Raw genomic sequence first — 24268 nt, 5'->3', positions numbered from 1 at the left:
TAAGTGGCCTTTTTACATCTGCTACACTAACTTTTCATGTCAATTGCGTTGATTTCGTCTTTGTCGCTTTAACAAAGTCTCGCTTCACATCTGCTACAACTCAACTTCAACATCTGACTGAATCGTGCTTGAACACGCGAGTACGTAACCCTGCTCAATCTGTTCTGGTGTCAATGTCTCTTGGCTGCTTGATTCCACCGAACCCTTGGTTACTTTGCACTTACACGAACCGCAAATACCGCTACGACAAGCAATGATAATTGGAACGCCTGCGTTTTCTAACGAATCAGCTAATGGTGTGCCAACTTCTGCTTCAACTTCAGCGCCAAATGCAGGCACAAACACCTTAACAGCACTATCCGAATCCGCAGACGCTTCTGCCTGTGATTCATCTGAAGCAGTATCGGTATTGGCTAATGCATTATTGCTTTGAACCGCTGGCGTGAAGCTCTCTTGATAGAAATTGTCCATATTGAACTCAAGTTCTTTCAGGTAGCTTTCGATGTCTTGCATAAAGCCAACAGGGCCACATAAGTAAACGGTTCTGTCTAAGATATCAGGGCTCAATGTCACCAACCAATTCTTATCCAGTCGACCTTGAGGAGCCAGAGTGCCTTCATTATCCTTTAGCAATAACTTAAGGTTGAAGTTAGCGTGGGTTTCATCCAACTGATGAAGCTCTTCAAAATAGATCGTCTCACGCTTATTGCGCGCCATATGAACGAAATCAATTTCGATATCACTGTCTTGAGACAACCAATATTTCACCATAGCCATAACAGGTGTGATACCACAGCCTGCACTCACTAGCGTCACTTTTTTAGTTGCTGTCGGCATGCAGTCAATACAGTTAAACGCGCCAGCAGGCTTCAACACGGAAACTTCATCGCCTTCATCAAGCTCATCGACAATAAAGTTGGAGACTAAACCGCCATCAACACGCTTCACTGTCAACTTTAAGCGGTTATCTTCCGGGCAAGAAGCAACAGAGTATGCACGATAGTCAGTTTTCGTCGGCATATCTAAACCCAGAGTGATGAATTGCCCTGGCTTAAAATTGAAATGTAGGTCTTGTGGAACACTGCCTAGCTCAAAGCTGACCGTATCTGCCGTCTCATGCCATTTCTTTAAACATACTAAATTAATTGAATCGCTATCCGACCATGCATACATAGTTCACGCACCTTGCTAATGACTAAATGATTAAATGACTGAAGATTTAAATCTAAAAAGCCCCGTCGTTGTATGTTCTTAGAAAGAACCGAAACAACAACGAGGCTTGGGTTGGCTTAAATTAAGCCGCTAAGATTGTTTTAAGATCTTGTTCTGGCGTTGAGATAGAACGCATATCGAACTCATCTTGCATAATCTTTAGTAAGTTTTCAGTTAAGAAGGCAGGTGCCGTTGGGCCTGTGTAAATGCCTTTAACGCCAAGAGCAAACAAAGTAAGCAGGATAACAATCGCTTTTTGCTCGAACCAAGATAGAACTAGCGTTAACGGCAGTTCGTTGATACCGCAATCAAACTCTTGAGACAGTGCGATAGCAAGCTGAATCGCCGAGTAAGCATCATTACATTGGCCAACATCTAACAGGCGTGGGATACCGTTAATGTCACCAAATTGGTTCTTATTGAAACGGAATTTACCACATGCAAGTGTCAGGATTACTGAATCTTCTGGTGCTTGTGCTGTGAAGTCCGTGTAGTAGCTACGCTCTGATTTATCACCATCACAACCACCCACTAGGAAGAAGTGCTTGATGTTGCCTTCTTTAACTTGCTCAATAACGGCAGGAGCCGCTGCCATCAATGCATTGCGACCGAAGCCTACAGTAATCATCTGTTCGATTTCGTCGTGCTTGAAGCCTTCTTGCGCGAGTGCACAGTCGATTACAGCACTGAAATCATCACCTTCAAGGTGAGCCACACCAGGCCAACCTACGATGCTACGAGTGTATAGACGGTCAGCGTATGAACCCACATCAGGGTTAAGCAGGCAGTTTGACGTCATTACGATTGCGCCAGGGAAGTTCGCAAATTCTTTTTGCTGGTTCTGCCAAGCGCTGCCGTAGTTACCCGCAAGGTGTGGGTACTTGTTTAGTTCAGGGTAACCGTGTGCAGGTAGCATCTCACCGTTAGTGTAAACGTTGATGCCTTTACCTTCAGTTTGTTGAAGGATCTTTTCTAGATCATGCAGATCGTGACCAGAAACAAGAATACAGTGACCTTTCTTAGTTTTCACGTTCACTGTTGTTGGTTGCGGGTGACCAAATGTATCAGTCTCGCCTTTGTCCAACATTTCCATGACTTTGTAGTTCATCAAGCCAATCTGCATTGATGTATCAAGCAATTGCTTAAGATCTGTTGGATCTGTACCCAAGAACGCCATGATTTCGTGGTATTCAGCAAAAATAGCATCGTCAGTTTGACCAAGAACACGAGCGTGCTCCATGTACGCTGCCGCACCTTTTAGGCCGTAAAGGCATAGAAGACGAAGACCAATTACGTCTTCGTGTTGAGAATCGTGGCCACGGTTAACAGCGGCTTGTGGTGCTAAAGCGAGTAGCTCTGAAGAGTCTGTTGGAAGATCGAACTGAGCAGCCGAAGAAAGCGCTGGGATTTCAAAACCAATCAGCGTTGCTGCTGCACGAACTTTCTGCTCTAAACGTTGCTTAAATTCGTGAGACTGTTGTGCGAATTCGATAATACGAGCAGGGTCGAAGTTAACGTTAGTCAATGTTGCGAAAAACGCTTTTGGCGCCCACTCATCAACTTCAGTATCAATAATATCGCAAGTGCGACCTAAATTAGCCCAAAAAGATACACCTTGAAGAGAATGCACCAACACGTCTTGAAGGTCAGATACTTCCGAGGTTTTACCACACATACCTTGTGCGAAAGAACAGCCTTTTACGGTTGGGGTTTGAATCGTTTGTTCACATTGAATACAGAACATGAGGGGCTCCAGTAATAATTTTTATTAGCTGTAAGTGCTTTGCTTACAGTGACTTATTCCAAACCCTATAGAGCATCAACCGTGCCAACTTTTAAGCACCTGATTTTATTGACTTTAATTTTATTCCATATTTTTAGTGCGTGATTATGACTACATCTAAGCCCTCAATCCACACACACCCGTGTCATAGTGACTCTCTGAGATTAATTAACGGTGTTCATGTTTCGTTCAGAATAGAAGCGATATAGTAACAACATAGAAAAAGAGGAATGAACATGAAAAATATATTAGTTACGATTGTTGCGTTGTTTACTGGCCTATTGGCGCTATTCACTAGCTTGATTCTCGCAATTCCTTTGGCTATTGCAGCTTTAATCACGGGCAAACGCATTCAAAATCAAATGAAGAAACAGGGGTTTGCCGCTCATATGAACGCTCGTCACTCATCAAACAGCGATTCTGGCTTTATTGAAGGCGAATATGAAGACCTTTCAAGCAGAAAGTAATCTAAACTTTAGTTTCAGACATAGTGAAAGCACAACAGAGACAACATTAAAAAATGCATAGAAATACCATTCTAACGCTGCTCGCCTTAACGACTTTAAGTCTCGTTGGTTGCTCCAACGAGACATCAATACCCGCTTACGAAGTATCACCAAACTTACCTGAATATCAACAAGACAGCTTTAAAGCCTACGTCAATGAAACTCAAGATTGGCTGCTAAAAAACCGGGTATTCATAACCGAAGATAAACAACTTGAAGTTCAGCTTAACTCACCAACTGAATACAAGCCCACGTCACCGAATGGCAAAGCCGTATTATTGGTCCATGGACTTGGCGATTCTCCATATTCATTCAAAGACATTGCTACGCATTTAGCTGAACAAGGTTACCTGGTAAGAACGATATTACTTCCCGGTCACGGAAGTCGTGTAGGCGATTTAATGCAACCTAGCTTAGAAGATTGGCAAGGTGTTGTAGATCATCATACGAAACTATTAGAACAAGAATATGATTCAGTGTGGCTTGGAGGCTATTCGACTGGGGCTAACCTTGTGACTTCGCAAGCTATCAAAGATTCAAATATCGAAGGTCTATTGTTGTTCTCCCCCGCCTTTCAACCCAGTTCTTCTGCGGTGAAATATGCAGGGTTTGCTAGCTACTTCGTTACTTGGGCGGATCAAGATCCAGAAGACAATGTATTGCGTTACAACTCGTTACCAATGAATGGCGCTTCAGTTTATTACCAGACTTCGAAGGTCGTTCGCAGCGATCTAGCATCCCAGAGTTTCGATAAACCTGTATTCATTATGATGAGTGAAGGCGACAGTGTGATAGACACAAACTTCGTTCAGCAAGCATTTACAAATTCGATGCCAAACCCAAACAATGTCTTAGTTTGGCAAGGAGAAACACAGCTCGACGACCCAAGATCGGTTCAATACAGCATGAAACTCCCTGAACAACGAATCTCAAACGGCTCCCATATGGGCTTACTGTTTTCACCAAATAATCCGTATTACGGTATTAATGGTAGTGAAAAGATATGTTCGAACGGACAAGCGGAAGGGTTTGAAGCACAATGCGCTGAAGAGAGTGAAATTTGGTATTCCGCATGGGGATATCAAGAAGATGGGAAAAACCACGCTAGGTTAACTTACAACCCTTACTTCTCTGAATCGATGAAGAAACTCGATACAGTATTGAACTCAACTGGCTAGCACGCCCTAGACACCCTAGAAACTATTCTTCAAATATAAAAAAGGCTCATTGGATAATTCCCTTGAGCCTTTTTTATTGAATCTCGTTAGTCATTTATCAAAGAAGAGCTTCTGTCACTAAATCGTCCACACAACACGAACCGCCAGCAGAATCAAGACGATACCTGAAAGTCGATCGATCAACTGCGCTTTCGAACGAATACGCTCGACGATCAGAGGGCTAGACAACACCAACGTGATAAATGTGTACCAAAGGCCGTCAACAATGAGTGGCGTTGAAACAATAATGACCTGATTGGTAAGTTCGTTGCCTAAGGCAACAAATTGGCTAAACAATGCAATAAAGAACAGCGCGATCTTTGGGCTCAAAATAGAGATCAAGAAAGCCTCACGAGCAGACTGCATATAGCTCATCCGTTCACCCGCTTCCAGTTTCGCTGCGACACCGCCTTTTGAGCGCAACGCATTCACGCCGAGATAAAGCAGATACACAGCACCCGCCAAACTAATCCCTTTAAACAGCATCGGAGATTGTTCAAGTAACACCGCTAAACCGACAATCGTTGCGAACGCATAAATGCCAATGCCCATTGCGTGTGACCAAGCGGCTATGAGGCCATTCATACGACCACCAGCCAAACTATGCTTAGCGATCATTGCCAAACTTGGGCCCGGGGACATTGCACCCAACAAACAGATCGCTAATAAAGAAAACCAAATTGTTACTGTCATCATTCCATTCCTAGTAAACCATGCGTTCCAGTTAAACGCTCTACACTTAATATTTAATGCTTAATGCTTACAATAATGCGCAGAAGGTATTATTTGAAATCAAAGGTTATCATCATACTTATGATTTGAAGTCATACTGATATTGTAACTCGACTTTTGCATAGCTTGGAATGCCTTCTCTCGTGCCCACTTGTGAGCAGAGTCGTTGTCGTACTTGGGGTGCCACATTAACCAATATGTATGCATTTCCGTATCAAACGGCAAAGAAAAATAAGTAGTATCGAGGTGTCGGCCCAAATTATAAGCTATATGTTCAGGGACGATCATCAGATAGTCATCTTGCATCAATACCGTTCCTGCTGACGAGAAAAACGGAACCTGCAAAGCGACTCTGCGCTTGAGCCCTTGTTTCTTCAATGCAATATCAGCGTAGCTGTCTTTATCTCCGCCACCCGTCACTTTGATGTGAGAGTAGTTAACAATATCTTCTGCACTCAAAGTCGATTGTTGAGCTAATGGGTGAGACTTGCGCATTAAGCATACAGACTTATCTTCACCAAGCTTAATGCTCGATACGTGCTCTGGCTTTTTGGGAAACATGCTCGAAGCTAAGTGAATACCCAACTCGTTCAGTGCTTCAAGATAATTGGGCTGCCACAAACGATACGCCAAATTAATGTTTGGGGCTTCTGCCGATACCTCAGACACAATCACAGGAAGAATATACTGAGCTACATAGTCACTCGAAGACAACACCAACTCACCTTGCCAGTCTTGTGGGTTAAAGGGTTTATCATCTAATAAGTGGTCAAACTCACCAAGCAAATCATCGAGCTTACCTTTAAGCAACACAGCACGATTGGTAGGAACCAGCTTGTTGCCATCACGAACAAGAAGAGGATCACCACATAAATCTCGTAGCTGATTAAGTTGGCGGCTAACCGCAGACTGCGTAATGTTTAATCGCTGTGCTGCTCGGCTTACATGGCACTCTTCAAGAAGCACATGCAGAGAACGCAGCAAATTTAAATTCATATTACCTAACATGAACGACCTTGCGAATTCTGCTTGTTAAAAAACTCAGTCAAAACCGTATGCGTCATGAGGTGACGTAGGTCTGAGTAGCTTTGCAATTGATCGCGGACTTGATTCAAGCGTTCCATGCTCTCCACTTCAACGTACAACATCATATCAGTCTCTCCACTGATCGAATGGCAGCACTGAACACCATCAATACTCTGGATACGTTTCGCGTAAGACTCACAGCTATGGTCGCTGCTCGATAGATCAAACTTCAATGTAATATAAGCGCTCACGTTCTTAGCTTGATCAGGTTCTACTATCTGCGCGCAGTATCCTGTAATCACCTTATCGTTTTCTAATTTCTTAATTCTGGCATTGACTGCAGAGCGAGAAAGGCTCACATCTCTAGCAATATCACTCACTGAGCATCGAGCGTTAATTTTGAGGATATCTAAAATTTGGCGATCAAACTTATCCATGATTACGATAACTTCCATTATTGTTCTATTTATAGAGACTAATTTGACACAATTCTCCTCGATAGAACAGCCAACACTTTCACGTTCAATCAAGTTAATAACGTTAAAATGACGGTGTCTTAAGACGTTTCGCTAGCTGTATTATTGATAGCGACAATGTATGCTTTCAAACACAGTGCAGAGTATGCACTCTGCACCTCCATTTTAAATAACGACAACACCGCACCACCAGCAAGGATAGCGAATGACGCAACTCAAACAAGAAATCACGCTGATCTCAGGAATCGGACAACTCTCGACCACTTTGTTAGGTACCGGGTTATTCATGATTCCAGCTATCGCAGCAGGAATCGCAGGGCAATTATCACTGTTAGCTTGGTTAATTCTGTTTATCGCCATTTGTCCGATCGCCCTAACCTTTGCATCATTGGGAAAGCGTTTTCCCAATGCGGGTGGCACGGCTTATTTTGTTCGTCAGGCCTTTAGTGAGCGGTTAGAAACTAGCGTGGCGTGGTTATTCGTCAGTGTTGTTCCAGTGGGCATTCCAGCAGCTATTGCCTTAGCAGGCGGCTTCGCTCAACAACTGTTACCAACACCACTCGACACACCACTTGGCGCTCAGTCCTTTACCGTCGCTCTGCTTATTGCCGTCAATTTGATGGGCAGTAAGTCTTCTGGCCGACTACAAACCATCATTGCTTTGTCGATCTTTGCTTTGGTTGGTGCTTTTGTATGGAAAGCCGACATCGGCACCGCTGATATTGCGATTCCGACAATAACATCAGATTCAGTCTGGTCACTTGGCGCGGCGCTTGCGGTTATGTTTTGGTGCTTTGTTGGAATAGAAGCCTTTGCTCACATGGGTGAAGAGTTTAAAAACCCACAACGTGATTTTCCCATCGCGATCATTGCCGGATGCTTTATCGCAGGCATCGTCTATTGGGCTTGTTCCGTGGTAATACTCAAAATTGGTGCGTACGGCTCACCTGAGTTTGACGCAACTTCAATCCCATGGGTGACTGAGCAATTATTTGGAAATGGCTTGAAAACGGTGATTAGCGTTCTAGGGTTCTTTGCATGTTTTGCAAGCCTGAACCTTTATACTCAAAGCTTATCACGCATGATATGGGCTCAAGCACGCCAACACAGACCGGAAAGTAGAATGGCGAAGCTCAATCGACGTGGTGTACCACTTTACCCAACTTTGGCAATTGGCTTTATCGCGCTTATCTCGTGTGTAATTGGAGAGCTGTCGGATTTGGATCTAGAGTTCTTTCTCAAGCTTGCTAACGGTATTTTTGTTCTGGTCTACTTGCTTGCAATGTTAGCGGCTTGTCGCTTGTTAAACGGCACGTCGAGATACACAGCAATGGCAGCTTTGGTTATATGTACTCTAGTGTTTATCTGTCTTGGATGGTCGATGCTCTATGCTGTGACTGTTTTTGTGACATTGTCACTACCTTGGCGCAAGTGGTTAGGTAAGCCGACGGTTTCTATCGACAAACTATAAACATAGAACCTCATGCATTAATGTAGTTAATGCAACTAATGCCGACAACTATTTATAAAAGCCACAACGCTACTGATAAAAAAGCCGAGCGATCGCTTTGATCTTCGGCTTAATATCATCCAAACGAATGTTACTGAACCCCAATACCACGGCATTCCAATCACGCGCAGCACTCGAGCCGTATTCATAAAAATCAAACGGTCTAATTACAATATTTTCTTGATCCGCTCTACGGCTCCACTCTTGTTCTGATATCCCGCGATACCACTTCACCGTCACATGCAGCCCTGCAGCTTGACTGATAACCTCAAGATCACCACTGAATTCAAGATTAATAGCCTCGATCATCGCTTCGTATTTGAGTTTGTAAGAACGACGCATCTTTCTAATATGACGCAATAAATCGCCTTCGCGAACAAAATCCGCCAGCGCTTCTTGTGTATGTGACGCCGTGTCTCCAGTGAGCGCATCTTTAATCTCAAGACACTTCGCCACCAGACTTTCTGGCACCACCAAATAACCTAGTCGAAGGCCATTGAACATCACCTTACTCAGGGAACCGACATAGATGATGCGATCATCGAACCCTAACTTTCCCGCCAAGCCTTGCATGCTGGTATAAGGGCGGTGAGCAAACTGAAACTCACTGTCGTAATCATCCTCAACGATCCAAGACTGATGTTTATTGGCCCAGTCGATCAATTTGAGGCGTTGTTCAGTATTAAGCGTCGTTCCCATCGGGTATTGGTTACTCGGCGTGACATAGAGAGCCTTAGCATTACTGGACAGCACTTTTTCAATATCTAGCCCCGCCTTTTCACGCACACTCACACCGTCTAGCTCTAGCCTCAACAGATCGATGATTTTATGCACTTGTCGGTAGCCGGGTTCTTCCACAAGAATTTTGTCGCCCATCGCTAACGTTGCCATCAAACCTATGGAGATTGCCTGCTGCGCACCTGCGGTGATGATGATTCTATCGGCACTGCAATGAACCGAGCGACTGCTCGCTAGGTAACCGCTGAGCGCTTCCCTCAAGGCTAGACTTCCTTGAACGTCTTGATTGCCCGCAATGTTCTGACGCGTAGAGTGACGTTGTAATAGCCTCTGCCACTTAGCAAAAGGGAATGCATCTAAATCAGGAACTCCGGGGGCAAAGCTGCGGTTAATGTCGTTAGGCGTGGCTATGTTTGCGCTCGGTTGACTTACCACGTGCTTAACCTGTACATCCTGAACACGCTTCGGCTGAGGCAAACTTAGGAAGTGTTCTGGCTGCTCAACCGACACATAAAAGCCTGAACCTTGTTTACTCTCGATATAACCTTCGGTGACCAGTTGTTCATACGCGTAAATTACCGTATTTCGGCTCACCGACAACTCAAGCGCCAACTTACGCGTTGAAGGTAACTTACTGCCTTTGCTCCATAAATCTTGGACGATCTTCTCTCTGATCGCGTGAAACAAGGCGGTTTGGCGCGTCTCGTGTTGTTCGTCTAACTGTAGATCACCGACATCAATAGGCTGCATAACTGGATCCAAATAGTGTTTAAAAGTGGCCCTATTTAATAGACCAGTTAATCGCTACATTAATCAAAAGGCAATGATTAAGGAGCGATTATGTTATCTAACACGAAAAGAACCACGATTAAAAAAGGGGCTCACAAAGCCGTATTTGAACAAGAAAAACTGCATCAAATCATTGATGAAAGCTTAATCGCGCACATTGCACTAGAAGGTGAACAAGGCCCGATGGTTATCCCTATGCTCGCGTGGCGAGTGGATGATATGGTCTACATCCATGGCGCAAAAAACAGCCGCTTGTTGAAAGGCTTAAAAAAAGGAGAGCCAACCTGTTTAACGTTCACTTTGTTCGATGGTTGGGTGTTAGCTCGTTCGGCATTTCATCATAGTGCGCATTATCGTTCTGCTGTGGTGTTGGGGTCATTTTCAGTCATCGATGACAACCAAGAAAAGGATCGCTTGTTGAATATCTTTATTGAGAAAATCGCGCCGGGAAGAACCGATGAAGTCAGGCTCAGTAATGAGAAAGAGCTCACCGCGACCGAGCTATTGGCGATACCTTTAACGGAAGCCTCCGTGAAGATTGGTAAACATGGAGTGAATGACGATAAAGTTGATATGGATATCCCAGTATGGGCGGGCGTGTTGCCTTATCGAACGGTCGTAGGGCCATTAGAAACGGTTCCAGAGCAAGAAGGCCTTGTCGACAAGCCGGATTACCAAGCAGCCTATGGCGAACGTTGGTATCAGAATTAGTCTTCTATAATGGTCAACGCGATAAAATTGTATACAATCTTACTTATCAAAAATTCAACATAGTCAGAAAATGCAGAAGAATAAGGACATTCTCCCACTTCAAGGCTTGCTCAATGGTATTGGGCAAGTCTATTTCACGCCCTCTGTCATAACGTCTCTTTTGCTATTATTTGCCATTACGCTTGAATCGCTTTCACTGGCCGTTCTTACCTTATTCGGCGCAGCTTGTAGCTACTGGCTAGCCAAATACACCAACAAACCCACACTAAATATCGATAATGGATTGTATGCTTTAAACGGCGCACTCGTTGCTTTGTTCATTGGCAATTTTTTTGGTGTGACGCCGTGGTTAATCTTGGTTACCGCAGTTGGCGCACTGCTTACCGTACCTCTTGCTCATATCGTGTTTCGATTCAAAGTTTATCGAGGTTACACCAGCGCCTTCGTGCTCGTGTCTTGGTTGATCTACTTAATCTACGCAATATTCAATTTCGCGATCTTTGATGCTTCAACTACCCCATCAAGCTTAATCACAATTTCAAAGAATGATTTATGTGACTGGTTCCAGCCACCAAGTACCGTAATACCGTTTCTCAAGGGCATAAGCCAAGTTAGCTTTATCAACAATGAACTATCGGGGTTAGTCATGTTGTTTGCCGTCGCGTTCAACAGCGCCAAGCATGCGATGTGGGTGGTTACTGCGGTTGTTATTAGTACCTTATTTAGCAATATGATTGGCGTTCCAAATGAATACCTAGAGCAAGGGTTGTATGGTTACAATGCCGTATTGGTGACTTTAGCGCTCGTTCTCTATCAACAGATTACTTGGCCATTGATTGTTGTTGGTATCCTTTTTACTTGTCTCATCACATTAGGCTTTCATACTTTCTCTTTATTGCCGCTCACCGCCCCATTTATTATCAGTGCTTGGGCCATCGTCTATCTATCCCGATGGATAAATAGACAATTTTCAAGTTAACGACGCTCCATTGCCTGTTCTATCCGACATAATTAGATCTAGCAGACATGAGTAGCTTTAGCCAACACGAGTAGCTCTAGCCAGCATGAGAAGCCCTAGCCGAAATGAGCAGCGTTAACAGCGTTTTTGCTAAAAGAAATCGTGAGCAATCACCGTTCACCAGTTGCTCTCTCATTGCGCTTTTTTGATATTTTCGCCATATCAACCCAATACCCTCGACTGATTCTTGATTTATAGCCAACACCCTGCGTTGAAAATGCACCAGTAAAATCTGATACACCGCCGTTTCATATAAAACGATATCTTTGTTATAGGTGGCGCGAGCTAAAGAAACCCATTTGTTATTTGGTTGAGTTTTAACGAACCGATAAAAAGAAACACACCCAAAAACCACCAATAAGAGAAAACCAATACTTACGCTAATTTCCACTTTGTACTCTTTTAGAAGAGACGTAAACGTGTGTGATACATCCAAGCGTTGCTCTGGAAGGATGAGTTTTTTTTCTATTTGAGATTCAGAATCCCACCAAAATATACGAATAGCAGGAATCGTGACGTCACCCGCGCTATTAACGATATAAGTCACTTTCTCAAAGCTTTGTGCCTGACGTACCCCTCTTTGCTCGCTGTCATTGTATTTTGTTGATTCGCGATAAAACAAAAATTCATTTTCTGAGGTATCCGGTCGCACGACAACTTCAGGCAAAAGCATACTGATCGTATCTTGTGCTGATAGCGTAATTTCACGAGTAATGGCATCACCCACTTTGAGCTTACCTTCTAGACTTTGCGACTGTTCATTCTGAGAGATAAATGTCCATTTCTCTTCGATCTTGGCTTCTTTTCCGGTTAACCATTTTCGAACAGGCATCATATTGACCGACGGCTTATGTACGTCAAAAGACAATGCTTTGGTCATCACAATCCCTTCGACACTATTGCGTCCCTGCTTTACCCCAACTTCAAGCGCGACTGGCGGGATTAGATACTCTCCGCTCTGCAGTGGGTAAAGCACGATCTCCCAAAGCTGGCTGGAGTAAACCTTCCCATCAATACGCACTGTAGAATTGACGGCAAACGAGCTGATCGGCAACACGACCGCATTATCCACTTCGACACGATGCACCTTGGTGCCTTGAGTGAACCATGTATCGGTCATCACTTCGATATTGAGAGTGACCTGCTCATGCACTGCAATATCCGAACTGGCATGACTCAGCCAAGCATTAAGTTTCACATTGCCTTGTTCATAGAGCGAAGCTAGCTGCTCGTTATAAACCGTTTTTTGGCTATAAACCGTTTCTTGGTTATAAACAGGGTTTGAGCTGTAAACAGGATTTTGGCTGTGAGCTGAAGGCTGGCTATAAGCACAATGACTCACTAGGTTAATAACCAAACACAAAAGCTGAATTGACCTACTTTGAAACATCGTTCCACTCCGTTTTATTGGATAGCCCCTGTTGGTGCTGCAACGCGAACTTAGTGGTAATGAAGTTAGACAAATCACTTTGAACACGTTTCATCCATTTATCATTGGCTCGAGGATCATTCAATATATCTTCAGCCGATAGTACTTCTTGAATCACTTGGTCTTGTTCAACTTGCTGTTCAACACCCTCGGACCGCTTCGGCTTATCACCATTTTCTCGGCTCACTTGGCGCTCACTACTTTCGGATTGCCCATCGGTAAAATTATCAATGTAAGCAATCACGTCTTCTACTATTTTTAGATTGTGGCGTGCTTCTTGTTGCCCTGGAAATTGTTCCAAAATATCTCGGTATAACGATCTTGCAGCAACAAACTCTTTTAGATTGACCAACGAGGCCGCCGCACCTAATTGACTCTGCAAGGTGTCACTGCGCATGTAAAATTGTTGTGCAACTTCATATTCTCCAGCTTGATAGTAGGCCGTTGCTTTCCAATATTCATTGTCAAAAACTTGTGCCGCTTGCTGATAGTCTTGCTCTCGATAATACAAAGCACCCTGCTGATCTTTTGTTAGCCAGATGTCGGCCAACGAAAACTCGGCGGCATACAAGTTCGGACTGTAAACAGCACTATAAAATACCGATGCAACGAAGCACCATTGAACCAACCAACCTTTTCTAAACCACAGTAAATAAGGCACCAAAACCAACCACACCAAAGGATAGCTGGCGTCAAACCAAGGTTCCGCTTGATCAGCGGACAGTTCAGCAAAAGACGTGATCTGTCCACTTAAGTCTTGGATATCTTGGTCATCTTGTGTGAAAGCAATAAAGTCCCCATGCACCGCACTGGCTAAACTCGACAGTTTTTTAGCTTCCATTGGCAACGGTGATGGAACATCTGAATTACCAACCCCATAAATAAGTAGTTGATGTCCTGTTTCATTGAAATAATCTTGATAGCTGCGATACGCTTGTTGGTTAACAGCGTCTGTCACCAGTAATACTGTGGCCATATCCGTTTCTGATATCAGTTTATTGATAACAGGCAAAGTATATTCAGCAAACTTACCTTCCCTTGGCATCACATTGGGCTGAATTGCGTCCAACAAGGGCGTGAACACCTCAATATCTTGCGTCAAAGGCATCGCTAAGTGCGCAGTACCTGAGTAAACGACCAAAGCCGTTTTCCCTTTTCCTTGTAGGTCGATTAACTCAGCTATCTTTTTCTTCGCTCGAAACAACCGACTTGGAGCAACGTCTTGCTGCAGCATTGACTCGGAAACATCAAGCACAACGACTAAAGGCGTAGTGTCTTCAGCAAAGGGCGACGATTGTCGATACCAACTTGGTCCTGCACCTACCACGACCGAGATGATTCCAATGACACCCAGCAACAAGATAGGAAGATGCTTAATCCGAGACGATTCACCCACTCGCAAAGCATCAGACAAGTGCTTCGGTAGGTGCGTGACCCATGAATGTCGCTTCTGGCTCCGACGCCAATTGATCAATAATACAGCGAACAATGGCACAATGAGCAATAGCCATTCAGGTCGCAAAAAATGGAAGTTTCCTATCATATTTGCTCCATATTATGAGCCGATGACTTGGTGTAAAGATTCAAGATGGTGCGAACTATCATGAACAGCAGGTGATAAACAAATGCGATGAGTAAAGGCAAGTAATGAAGGCTTTGCTTAGGTTGGTATCGGTAACTTTCAAATACACTCGGTTCAAGCTCATTTATCGTGTCGTATACTTTGTCTAGCTCCGTAGGCGACATCGCTAAAAAGCTGCGCCCTCCCGTTAACTTGGCGACAGTATCAATAACATCTATATCTATGGCTTGTTCACCTGACGTATTGGGGCTACCCATCGCCACAAGATGAATTTTAATACCGTGTGCCGCTGCAACTTTAGCCGCATCAATGGGTGGAACTAAGCTGTCTGTATCATTGCCATCCGTGAGTACAATCATCAGATGATTACGATTAAACCGTTCAACGGTATCGAGATCAGGTTGTTGTCGAGTGTCTTCCGGTTGCTTTTCTGACAGAAAGGTTTTGATACCTAAGCCGATCGCATCACCCAAGTGTGTACTTTGCCCGGCCATCGCAGGTTCAGTTTCATCAAGTAGCGCAAGCCATGCCGAATGATCGACCGTGAAAGGTGATTGCAAAAAAGCCGAATCTCCGAACACGATTAGACCTAACCGATCCCCTTCTCTCTTTTGGCTGAACGTATTCAATACCGTTTTTGAAGCCGCTAAACGCGTCACTTGTTCACCCGCGCGATTAGAGAAATCATCCGTTGCCATAGAACCAGATAGATCCAGAACTATCATCACATCCCGTCCGGCCAAATCTCGGGTTTCCTCTGGGCCTAACCAAACGGGTTTTGCTGCGGCAGAGACCACCAATAACCATCCAAGAAGCACAGAAGAACGTTGCCAAATACCCGCTTTTAGTTGATTCGAACCTTTATCTGCATTCAGCCCTAAGCTTGATATCAGCGCATCAAAAAAAGGCACTTTGAGTGCTACTTGTGGAACTTGATGACTTGGGGCAAAAAGGTAAACCAAAATCGGTAAGGGCAGTAACAAGAAGGCCCAAAGATATTCAAATTCAATCATTTGAAGCCCTCGTATGAGTTTTAATCCAGACAACAGAACTTGTTCGTATCTCGCTTAATTCTCTATCAGTCCAGTCATAATCCGATGAGGCCTTGTAAATATCATTTTGCCATTGGCTTAATAGCGCGTGATTAAAAACGGCCCCCAGTGAAGAATCAGTGAGAAACTCGCTCCATTCATCACCACTGAGCATAGCAACCTTACTCTTTGGATAGGAGCAACAAGCCACTCGCTTTACTACGCGGTTAATCCTACGCAGTTCTTGTTGTAATTCATCACTACCTTTCGCATTCCCCTCCACATTACCTCGACTTGCATTAATCGTTCGCACAGCCACACGGCGATACTTATTGGCTTTATAAATGCGTAAGAATTGGAACGATTTCCAAACAACCCAGCTCATCGTTAAAATGAAGACGACTTTCCAACCAACCGTCGATGGAAGCCAACTGACGTCAATATTCGCCACAGGATCGATGAAACCTTTGAGTAACATTCGATTATCTGACACGGTAGCCCCCACTCATTTTTTTGACAAAATCAGCAATGTGATGACCAGAGGTATCTAACCTAACAACATCAATGCCACCAGCGCTCATCAGCTGATGTATGTCTTGATATCCTTGTTGTGTCATTTGGTTGTACCGATGAAGTTTCTGGTTTAGCGAAGTATCAGCCAAGAGCTGCCACTCACCATCACTGATATGGATAGGCTGAGAGAATTGAAGCTCAAATTCCATAGGATCATTCACCGCAACTCCCATCAAATCATTGTGCTGTTTTAGCCATTTTATCCGCTGAACATCTTGTTCTTTCGCATCATTAAAATCACTTATCATCACAATCAAACAGCCTTTCAACTTTTGCTTAATCAGCTTTGTTAAAGCATCCGATAGCCCCGAATGAACACGGTTTTTGTCCTTGTCATCTGGACGAGACAGAGCTTGATTCGCCGATGCCAAAGACTGGATGATTCGAGAAACATGAGCCGGATGACGCTGAGGTTTATGCCAGTGCAGCTGATCATTTGAGAAGATCAACGCGCCGATGCGGTCTCCGTCTTTTGAAACTTTCCAAGCGCAGCAAGCAGCGACCTGAGCTGCCGCTACCGATTTCATTGTATCGACCGAAGAAAAAAACATGCTACTGCGCTGATCGATAAGCAACACCACGGGTAAATCTTTCTCTTCACTTTGAACTCTGACATAGGGCTCGCGCATTCGTTGTGTCACATTCCAGTCGATGCTGCGAATGTCGTCTCCCATTTGATAATGACGAAACTCTTCAAAGTTAAGCCCTCGACCACGGTAACGAGATAAATAGTTACCGGCTTGTCGAGAACGACTTTTAGCCATTGGCGGCAAAGAGAAACCTGTCGATTTCAATTTCATCGCCATCAGAGATTCAAAAGAGGTAACGACTCTTGCGTCATCAAATGGATTCATAACCAACACTTCCTAGAAAGAGGCACATTGAGCAACAGCTCATCAACGATTTGCTCAGTACTCACCGAATTCGATAAGGCATCAAAACTTGGGGTAATTCGATGGCCTAACACCGAAACAACGACGGTTCTCACATCATCGGGAGTGACGTAATCGCGCCCTGCGAGCCACGCATGTGCGCGGCTGCATTTGTCCAAAGCAATGGATGCACGAGGACTGACTCCAACATCAATCCACTTGTCCAAATTAGAATCTGGATACAAATGTGGGAATCGTGTCGCCATAACAAGATCAACAATGTATTGCTTGATGGGTTGCGATGTATGGATTCGTTTTACTGCTTCTTTACCATCAGCGATATGCTGAGCACAGCCTTCAAATGCCGCGTGTAGTAGTTCAGATTCATGTTGTTCTCGCGCATTCGTATCAATGTCCGTATCACTTTCTGCGTCTGTCGTTTCTTTCTCTTCGCCATTGATGGATCCAAGTTCCTCTTGGCGAACCAAGTCAATGATTAACATTTCAGATTCTCGATCTGGATAGTCAACGTTTACCTTCATCATGAAACGATCCATCTGCGCTTCTGGTAGCGGATAGGTTCCTTCCTGTTCAACCGGATTCTGCGTTGCGATGACTAAAAATGGCTCTGGTAGCGACATCGTTTCACCGGCAACCGTCACTGTACCTTCTGCCATCGCTTCTAAAAGTGCGGCCTGAACCTTGGCGGGTGCTCTATTAATTTCATCCGCCAACACCATAGAGCTGAAAATGGGCCCAGCTTGGAACGTCAACTTCGTCTGTTCTTGATGATAAATCTGCGTGCCCGTGACATCTGAAGGAAGCAGATCAGGCGTAAATTGGACACGGCTGAAAGCGAGGTTTAACCGTTCAGACAATATTTTAGCGGCTCGAGTTTTCGCTGTACCCGGAAGGCCTTCCAATAGAATGTGTCCTCCCGTCAGCAATGCAATCATCATCGATTGAGTGACATGAGCTTGGCCGATAATGGAATGATTCGTCTGTTCAATGAGTTGGCAAATGATTGATCGAGTATCTGTAGACATAACGTTACCTTGTAGGGCTTGCCTAAATACGCAGATCTCCTTCATAAGGGAGACCTACGTCATTTTAATTTGGCAGATAGATTTTTTTTAGTTTTGATACAACATCTTGGGGTGCGACAACTTCAAGTTCGGTGAGACACTCATCAGCATCTTTACCCGAACTTAACAAGGTTTCACACAAAGCGTATAAGTAGGTGGGTTGAGCATGGTTTTTATAAATAGTTCTATAAACACTGATCGCGGTTTCAGCGTCTGTTTCTCGAACCACAGTTGCGTAAATATATCCATATGAACCGCTAGTCGGCTCAAGTTCATAAGCTTCTTTTAAATGGCCCAATGCCATCGCGCTTTCACTAGAGCGTAAGTAAGACAACCCAAGGCTATAGTGCAACATCGCTGAAGTAGGAGACTCCAGTAGCGTTTGTTTTAAGATCGCTTGAGCGCGTTCATCGTCATCAATACTTTTCAGATACTCTGCATAAGCGATAGCAACTCTAGGTTGTTTATGAGATTCGAATAAGCCCGAGTAAATCGATTCAGCCTCTCGGTGTTTGTTCTGCAATGTATAAATCCAAGCTCGCTCTAAGTTACCATTCAAGTCATTAGCTAATAATGAAAGGTGCTTTTCGGTTGCAGGGCTTAAACGCTCTAAATATTCACCGGCAAGCTGTGGCCAGAGTACAACCAATGTCCGAACTGCCTGCGCTTCTACATCACGGTCAACATCGTTTAGCATTGGTGCAACCACATCCCACTTGGCTTTCCCCTGCCATTGCTCTGCCGCTTGTATCGCAGCCAAGCGCATTTGGGGAAATTCAGATCGTGATGCTCGCGCCACTGCGATAATTGAATTAGGGCCGTAATACATCCCTAAATTGACAGTTGCTGCGATACGTTGGTCTAGAGTTAACGATTCATCTTGCGAATATTCGGCTAGCAACTGTTCGCGTTGTTCAGAGACAGCGATAACTTGACTACCTGAATCACCTAAAAGTTGAACATCTGCAGCTAAAGATAACGCAGACGGCACACTAAACAGTATTCCAATAATGATGAACACCGTAGCTCTGCCATTAACTAACCGGTTGTTCATACTGAGTGACGCTCTATTTGTAATTGCTGAGATAACTCTTCAGCCCTCACCAAAAGAGCATGCATGAGGTAAATGTCTTCTGTTTTAGAAAAGTTATGCAATACAAGCCATTGATTCAAAGCATCCAGTGTTTGGGCGTATTCAACATTTCCTTGGTTTTTCTTCAAATAACCTAATGTTTTTAAAGCAGTAACGACTTCGTCGTAGTTAGATGGCGGCATCATCAAAGCAATAAATTGAGGATTGTTGGTCATGAGTAGTACATCGTGATTCGCTTTTGCTACCTCGTAGCTTGTGCGCTTTGCTTCGTATTTTTCACCACATTGAGGGTTTTTAGGCAACTTTTGACAAAGATTAAACAGCGTAGCAAATTCAGTATAGCGTTCACTTTTAGTGCGGAAAGCCATATCAATTACAGCTTTTACCGACGTCTGGTTGAATAGAGAGTCTGTAGACAAAGCTTCATCAGTTTGAGCGGTAGCCGTTTGGCTAATAAATGCAGCGACGAGTAACACAGCAGTTTTTAATTTCATTACGTAGTGCCTCTATTTAAATTTAATCTTCATCGCATCACTATTGATGCCTTTGTTTACTGGGTAACCCATTGTGGCGACAACCATTGAGATATAGGGATCAATGTGTGAAAAGAAATGCTTCCACCCAGCGCACAAATAGTTCAGGCCGGCTTCTCCATCCAAAGTTTTAATAAAACGATTTTTTGGACACTCACCAAAACAAGCAAACTGATACGTACACTCACGGCACTGCTTTGGTAACGACGATTCTTTCGCACGACCAAACTCTTCCTGGCCCTTAGAAAATTGCATATCTTCAAGCTTGGCATCATTGATATTGCCAAGTTTATATTCAGGGTAAACGTAGTGGTCACAAGCAAACACATCGCCGTTGTGCTCTATTGCCAACCCTTTCCCACACATTGGCGCGAGAGTACAAAGCGGGTTAACTCGACCCATCCAAGTTTCAACTGCAGCTTCAAAATACGGGACATTCACTTTGCCAATATCGTTCTCCAACCATTCATCAAAGATGGTGCATAGGAAGTCGCCCCATTGGTGAGCGGATACGCACCATGACTCTACAATCGAGTTTGGGTGGCTAGGTTCAGTTTCTGGCATACCTTGAAATATCACGTCTTCGTCAGCCCACTTTTGTGGTGCCGTATCACGAAACGATTTGGGTTCAACAATTGGGATGAATTGCATTTGAGGTGAGCGAATCTCATCTCTCAGGAAACGGTAAACGTCAAGAGGGTTGGAACCAGTCAGGTTGTTTACACACGTCAGCGTCGCGAAGTTAACGTTGTGTTTATGCAGAATATCGACGCCTTTCATGGTCTGCTTAAACGTCCCTCGCCCAGAGCGGTTGGTGCGGTAAGCATTGTGAATCATTTCAGGCCCATCAATGCTCAAGCCGACCATAAAATGGTTCTTGCTTAAGAACTTGCCCCACTCATCGTTCAATAACGTTCCGTTGGTTTGCAAATTGTTTTCAATTTTCACGCCATTCGGACGATATTTTTTTTGCAGACGAACCACATCACGAAAGAAATTCACCCCGAGTAAAGTAGGTTCACCGCCCTGCCAATGAAAAACGATTTCAGGAAAGTTATGTTGCTCAATATAGGTTTTGATGTACGTGTCGAGCATCTCTTCTGTCATTTGAGTTTGACAGCCTCGTTCATGTCCAAGCAATTCTTCCTTACTTAGGTAATAACAGTAAGTGCAATCAATATTACACGCTGAGCCAATTGGCTTAGTCATGATATTCATTCGTTTCGCGGGTGCTGCTTTAGGCAACATACTGGTGTTGTGCTGAGCTGATTGGGTCATGTTATTCCTCTTCTCGTTCACTCACATTCACTGTGCGATTACTTCCCTAAGTTTGAAGCCTATACCGATTCTCTTTGACCATTATTCAACAACGTTTTCCTGGCGTAATCAGTAGTATTACTGATTCTATTCCTGAGCTATAAAAATAAAAAAAGCGATCACAAGGATCGCTTTTTAAAGAGGTTTTCAAAAAACCAACCGTGATAACTCAGTTGATTCACTTGTTCGTTCGTTTATGAACGAATTTCTCAACCTATCTTATTGGTACTGAGCACGTTGCCAAATTTGCATTTTTTCAACAGTCTTATCAATAGACCAAGAACCCGGAACTTGACGTGGTGGGAACTCATTAAATGTCTGTAGGAATTGAGCTGTGTAAGCTGCGCCTAAGTACATGTACGGTAGGTGCTCTACTTGCCATTTCGAGTATCCAATACCATCTTTGTGCGCATTCTCATACGGGTCTTGACGAAGGTTGAAGATGTATGGGAAACGCAACTCATCAAACTGACACATCCAAGTTTCGATACTGTGACAAGTGTTGACAGTAAACATTACTTTGTAATCGCCCATACGTACTGCTGAAATATGGCCATCATCCGCTGCGTATACGAAACCTTTACGCGGCCAATCAGCACTGTTGTCTGCTGTCGTGTTGTTACCTTTCTTAAGAGCAGGCATTAGGTTGTAACCGTCTAGATGTACTTTGTACTCCTTGCTGTTTAACTTTTTGCCTTTCTTAAGGTCAGCAACTAGGTTTTCTTCGCCTGCAGCAGCAAGGAAAGTTGGAGCCCAGTCATTGTGCGCAGCAATTTCATTTGCCACTGTTCCTGCCGGGATCTTAGAAGGCCAGCGCATCATTGCTGGTACGCGGAAACCTCCTTCCCACGTAGAGTTCTTCTCACCGTAGTAACGTGATGTCGCACCATCTGGCCAAGACCATTTTTCTGCGCCGTTATCTGTAGTGTAAGAAACGATGGTGTTATCAGCAATTTTAAGCTCGTCTAGTTTGTCAAGCAGTTGACCAACCATGTTGTCATGCTCAACCATGCCGTCACCGTATAGACCACCACGCTTAGAAAGACCTTTTGATTCTTCTTTTAGGTGAGTCCAAACGTGCATACGCGTTGAGTTGAACCATACGAAGAACGGTTTTTTCTCTTTATGTGCGCGGTCAATGAAATCTAGTGCTCCCTCAAGGAACTCTTCATCTACCGTTTCCATACGCTTAATGGTTAGTGCACCAGTGTCTTCGATACGTCCATCAGCATAAGCGTGGATCACGCCTCGAGGACCAAAACGCTTTTTAAACCCAGGCTCCGACGGGTAATCTGGATGCTCTGGTTCTTGTTCCGCGTTTAGGTGGTATAGGCTACCCATGAACTCGTCAAAACCATGCTCCGTTGGTAAATGCTCATCACGGTCACCAAGGTGGTTTTTACCAAATTGACCTGTCATGTAGCCTTTGTCTTTTAGCATCGTTGCGATAGTTGGATCTTCCGGCTTCATACCTTCAGCAGCGCCAGGCATACCTACTTTAGTCAAACCCGTACGCATTGGGTGCTGACCCGTGATAAATGCTGAGCGACCTGCAGTACATGAGTTCTCGCCATAAAAGTCAGTAAATAACACACCTTCATTAGCGATACGGTCGATATTTGGAGTCCAGTGACCCGCTTGACCACGCGTATACGCAGAGATGTTATCAATACCGATATCATCACCCCAAATAGCCAGAATATTCGGACGTGATGTATCTGTAGTTGCAAAGCTCGCCATTGAAGTCGTTGCTAATGCAGCGCCCACAGCAAGTTGTAGGAAAGTTTTTTTCTTGAACATGACCTAGACCTTATTTTAAGTAGAAGTATTGATGTCACTGACTATTATTTGGAATATAAAAGAAAAGTGAATCAGTACAATTACTGAATAATTAATAAATTTAGAAAAAGTGTTATTGATGTTCGATTAATTAAAAATAAAAAGCAGTAATACTACTAATTTAATTAGCCGAATAATTTGTTTAGTTTTTTCTTTGATCGTTATGGCCAGCCATAAAATCATTCGTTCCACTAATTTTTGATAGCCAGTCGTAACCTTTGAAACCAATGAGGCCTCGTATAAGAGGAATTAAACCAACCAAACGTGGACGAGCAACGCTGATTTTGTTTTTCTTAATTCCATTCCAAACAGCATTAACCATTTCATCAGTTGTAATCTCTGGCATTAATTTAGAATGTGCACCATCGAACATCCCAGTGTTAATATGCCCAGGGTTGACGGTTGTTACATTAATATGAGGTAGCGATTCTGCTAACTCAACGCGCAATGAGTTTGACCACCCAACCATTGCCCACTTACTGCTGCAATAAACCGCAATTTTGGGACAATACATATAACCCGCACCAGACGAAATATTCACAATATGACAGTCGAACTCTTCGGCCATTGCCGGCAAAAATGCACGAGTGATATGCATTGGAGCTATGCTGTTGATTTGCATTGAAAGATCTATGCTTTTACGCTGATGCTCAATGAAATGTTCGGAGAATACAATGCCAGCATTGTTAATTAACAGGTGGACGGGGCCGATCTCATCCAACACAACTTGGGCCGTTTCATAGATAAGATCGGTATCGGTTACATTCACGACAAAGGTATGAATAGACGTTTTACTGCCTTTAAATTCATCCTTAACTTTTTCCATCTCGGCTTCGTTAAGATCCCAAATAACCACATGCTTAGCACCATCATTAACAGCGCGCTCAACGTACGCCTTACCCATGCCCATTGCCCCGCCTGTAACCAAAACGGTTTTGTTCATAACGCTTTTCATCATTGATCTCCGACTAAAAATATTTGGTTATTTCTCATTCAAATAACCAAATATTTTTCTAATACAGGCCTAACCTGAATACTTCAAATGCAGGTTTGCAATGATGTTATGGCGATATTGCTCGGAGTTATACGGTAAGAAATACTGCATTTAGAGTGAATGCTCGTATTTTTGAAGAAGAAATTGACACTTTTCTGACTGACAAGTTATCTTATTAAATAGGACACCAAGCGAGCTTATT

General features: G+C 43.8%; 22 protein-coding genes. 5 read left to right on the top strand and 17 right to left on the bottom strand.

The genetic code is table 11. The features are described 5' to 3' along the window. Positions 1–93: 93 nt before the first annotated feature. Entirely contained in the window at positions 94–1173 is a 1080-nt protein-coding gene (locus BCU75_RS07630) for a hybrid-cluster NAD(P)-dependent oxidoreductase (protein WP_102464984.1), read from the bottom strand. 121 nt (positions 1174–1294) lie between these two features. Continuing rightward, positions 1295–2956: a hydroxylamine reductase gene (hcp, locus tag BCU75_RS07625; protein WP_102473423.1), complete on the bottom strand. Its 1662-nt coding sequence runs from the start codon at positions 2954–2956 to the stop codon at positions 1295–1297. Positions 2957–3231: 275 nt separating this feature from the next. On the opposite strand from hcp, the gene BCU75_RS07620 reads away from it, so the two are divergent. Together BCU75_RS07620 and BCU75_RS07615 are read left to right on the top strand one after the other, a co-directional pair. Beyond that, positions 3232–3462 carry a hypothetical protein gene (locus tag BCU75_RS07620; RefSeq protein WP_102466353.1) on the top strand — a complete coding sequence of 77 codons (231 nt, stop codon included), beginning with the start codon at positions 3232–3234 and terminating at the stop codon, positions 3460–3462. A 53-nt stretch (positions 3463–3515) separates the two neighbouring features. Continuing rightward, positions 3516–4679, top strand: coding sequence for an alpha/beta hydrolase (locus BCU75_RS07615; RefSeq protein ID WP_102473422.1), 1164 nt, complete (start codon positions 3516–3518; stop codon positions 4677–4679). A gap of 117 nt (positions 4680–4796) precedes the next feature. Here BCU75_RS07615 and BCU75_RS07610 read toward each other — a convergent pair whose 3' ends face one another. The 3 genes from BCU75_RS07610 to BCU75_RS07600 form a co-directional block, all read right to left on the bottom strand. Further along, positions 4797–5411 carry a LysE family translocator gene (locus tag BCU75_RS07610; protein ID WP_102473421.1) on the bottom strand — a complete coding sequence of 205 codons (615 nt, stop codon included), beginning with the start codon at positions 5409–5411 and terminating at the stop codon, positions 4797–4799. Between the two features lie 99 nt (positions 5412–5510). Beyond that, positions 5511–6458, bottom strand: a complete 948-nt coding sequence (locus tag BCU75_RS07605) for a LysR family transcriptional regulator (RefSeq protein ID WP_102473420.1) — start codon at positions 6456–6458, stop codon at positions 5511–5513. Then, positions 6452–6913, bottom strand: coding sequence for an Lrp/AsnC family transcriptional regulator (locus BCU75_RS07600; RefSeq protein ID WP_102473601.1), 462 nt, complete (start codon positions 6911–6913; stop codon positions 6452–6454). The genes BCU75_RS07605 and BCU75_RS07600 overlap by 7 nt, the downstream gene beginning before the upstream one ends. Positions 6914–7157: 244 nt before the next feature. Between BCU75_RS07600 and yjeH the strand changes: the two genes are divergently transcribed. Continuing rightward, positions 7158–8423, top strand: coding sequence for an L-methionine/branched-chain amino acid transporter (yjeH, locus tag BCU75_RS07595; protein ID WP_102473419.1), 1266 nt, complete (start codon positions 7158–7160; stop codon positions 8421–8423). 69 nt (positions 8424–8492) lie between these two features. Here the strand turns inward: yjeH and BCU75_RS07590 are convergent, their stop codons facing one another. After that, a complete protein-coding gene (locus BCU75_RS07590; RefSeq protein ID WP_102473418.1) occupies positions 8493–9950 on the bottom strand; it encodes a PLP-dependent aminotransferase family protein in 1458 nt (485 codons plus the stop codon). A 90-nt stretch (positions 9951–10040) separates the two neighbouring features. On the opposite strand from BCU75_RS07590, the gene BCU75_RS07585 reads away from it, so the two are divergent. Then, a complete protein-coding gene (locus BCU75_RS07585; protein ID WP_102473417.1) occupies positions 10041–10700 on the top strand; it encodes a pyridoxamine 5'-phosphate oxidase family protein in 660 nt (219 codons plus the stop codon). 70 nt (positions 10701–10770) lie between these two features. Continuing rightward, the gene (locus BCU75_RS07580; protein WP_102473416.1) at positions 10771–11679 is read left to right on the top strand and encodes an urea transporter; all 909 of its coding nucleotides are present in this window, start codon (positions 10771–10773) and stop codon (positions 11677–11679) included. Between the two features lie 76 nt (positions 11680–11755). Here the strand turns inward: BCU75_RS07580 and BCU75_RS07575 are convergent, their stop codons facing one another. The 11 genes from BCU75_RS07575 to BCU75_RS07525 form a co-directional block, all read right to left on the bottom strand. Next, positions 11756–13108, bottom strand: a complete 1353-nt coding sequence (locus BCU75_RS07575; RefSeq protein WP_102473415.1) for a BatD family protein — start codon at positions 13106–13108, stop codon at positions 11756–11758. Further along, complete coding sequence (locus BCU75_RS07570) at positions 13095–14690, bottom strand: vWA domain-containing protein (protein WP_241905360.1); 1596 nt, start codon at positions 14688–14690, stop codon at positions 13095–13097. Before BCU75_RS07570 ends, BCU75_RS07575 begins: the two co-directional genes overlap by 14 nt. After that, the gene (locus BCU75_RS07565; RefSeq protein ID WP_102473414.1) at positions 14687–15742 is read right to left on the bottom strand and encodes a VWA domain-containing protein; all 1056 of its coding nucleotides are present in this window, start codon (positions 15740–15742) and stop codon (positions 14687–14689) included. Before BCU75_RS07565 ends, BCU75_RS07570 begins: the two co-directional genes overlap by 4 nt. Continuing rightward, the gene (locus BCU75_RS07560) at positions 15735–16253 is read right to left on the bottom strand and encodes a DUF4381 domain-containing protein (protein ID WP_102473413.1); all 519 of its coding nucleotides are present in this window, start codon (positions 16251–16253) and stop codon (positions 15735–15737) included. Before BCU75_RS07560 ends, BCU75_RS07565 begins: the two co-directional genes overlap by 8 nt. Continuing rightward, positions 16243–17187 (bottom strand): DUF58 domain-containing protein, encoded by a 945-nt coding sequence (locus BCU75_RS07555; protein ID WP_102473412.1) that lies wholly within the window; start codon positions 17185–17187, stop codon positions 16243–16245. Before BCU75_RS07555 ends, BCU75_RS07560 begins: the two co-directional genes overlap by 11 nt. Then, a complete protein-coding gene (locus BCU75_RS07550; protein WP_102473411.1) occupies positions 17184–18251 on the bottom strand; it encodes an AAA family ATPase in 1068 nt (355 codons plus the stop codon). Before BCU75_RS07550 ends, BCU75_RS07555 begins: the two co-directional genes overlap by 4 nt. A 64-nt stretch (positions 18252–18315) precedes the next feature. Further along, positions 18316–19344, bottom strand: a complete 1029-nt coding sequence (locus BCU75_RS07545) for a hypothetical protein (RefSeq protein ID WP_102473410.1) — start codon at positions 19342–19344, stop codon at positions 18316–18318. Continuing rightward, positions 19341–19877, bottom strand: coding sequence for a hypothetical protein (locus tag BCU75_RS07540; RefSeq protein ID WP_076676423.1), 537 nt, complete (start codon positions 19875–19877; stop codon positions 19341–19343). Before BCU75_RS07540 ends, BCU75_RS07545 begins: the two co-directional genes overlap by 4 nt. A 12-nt stretch (positions 19878–19889) precedes the next feature. Next, positions 19890–21194, bottom strand: a complete 1305-nt coding sequence (locus tag BCU75_RS07535) for an anaerobic sulfatase maturase (RefSeq protein ID WP_102473409.1) — start codon at positions 21192–21194, stop codon at positions 19890–19892. 258 nt (positions 21195–21452) lie between these two features. Then, a complete protein-coding gene (locus tag BCU75_RS07530) occupies positions 21453–23033 on the bottom strand; it encodes an arylsulfatase (protein WP_102473408.1) in 1581 nt (526 codons plus the stop codon). A 181-nt stretch (positions 23034–23214) separates the two neighbouring features. Next, positions 23215–24030, bottom strand: a complete 816-nt coding sequence (locus BCU75_RS07525) for an SDR family NAD(P)-dependent oxidoreductase (protein WP_102473407.1) — start codon at positions 24028–24030, stop codon at positions 23215–23217. Positions 24031–24268: the final 238 nt, after the last annotated feature.

It is taken from the genome of Vibrio splendidus (assembly GCF_002873455.1).
Taxonomy (GTDB): Bacteria; Pseudomonadota; Gammaproteobacteria; order Enterobacterales; family Vibrionaceae; genus Vibrio; species Vibrio splendidus_J.
Note: the sequence above shows the minus strand (reverse complement) of the source record. Positions and strands in the feature narration are given on the sequence as shown.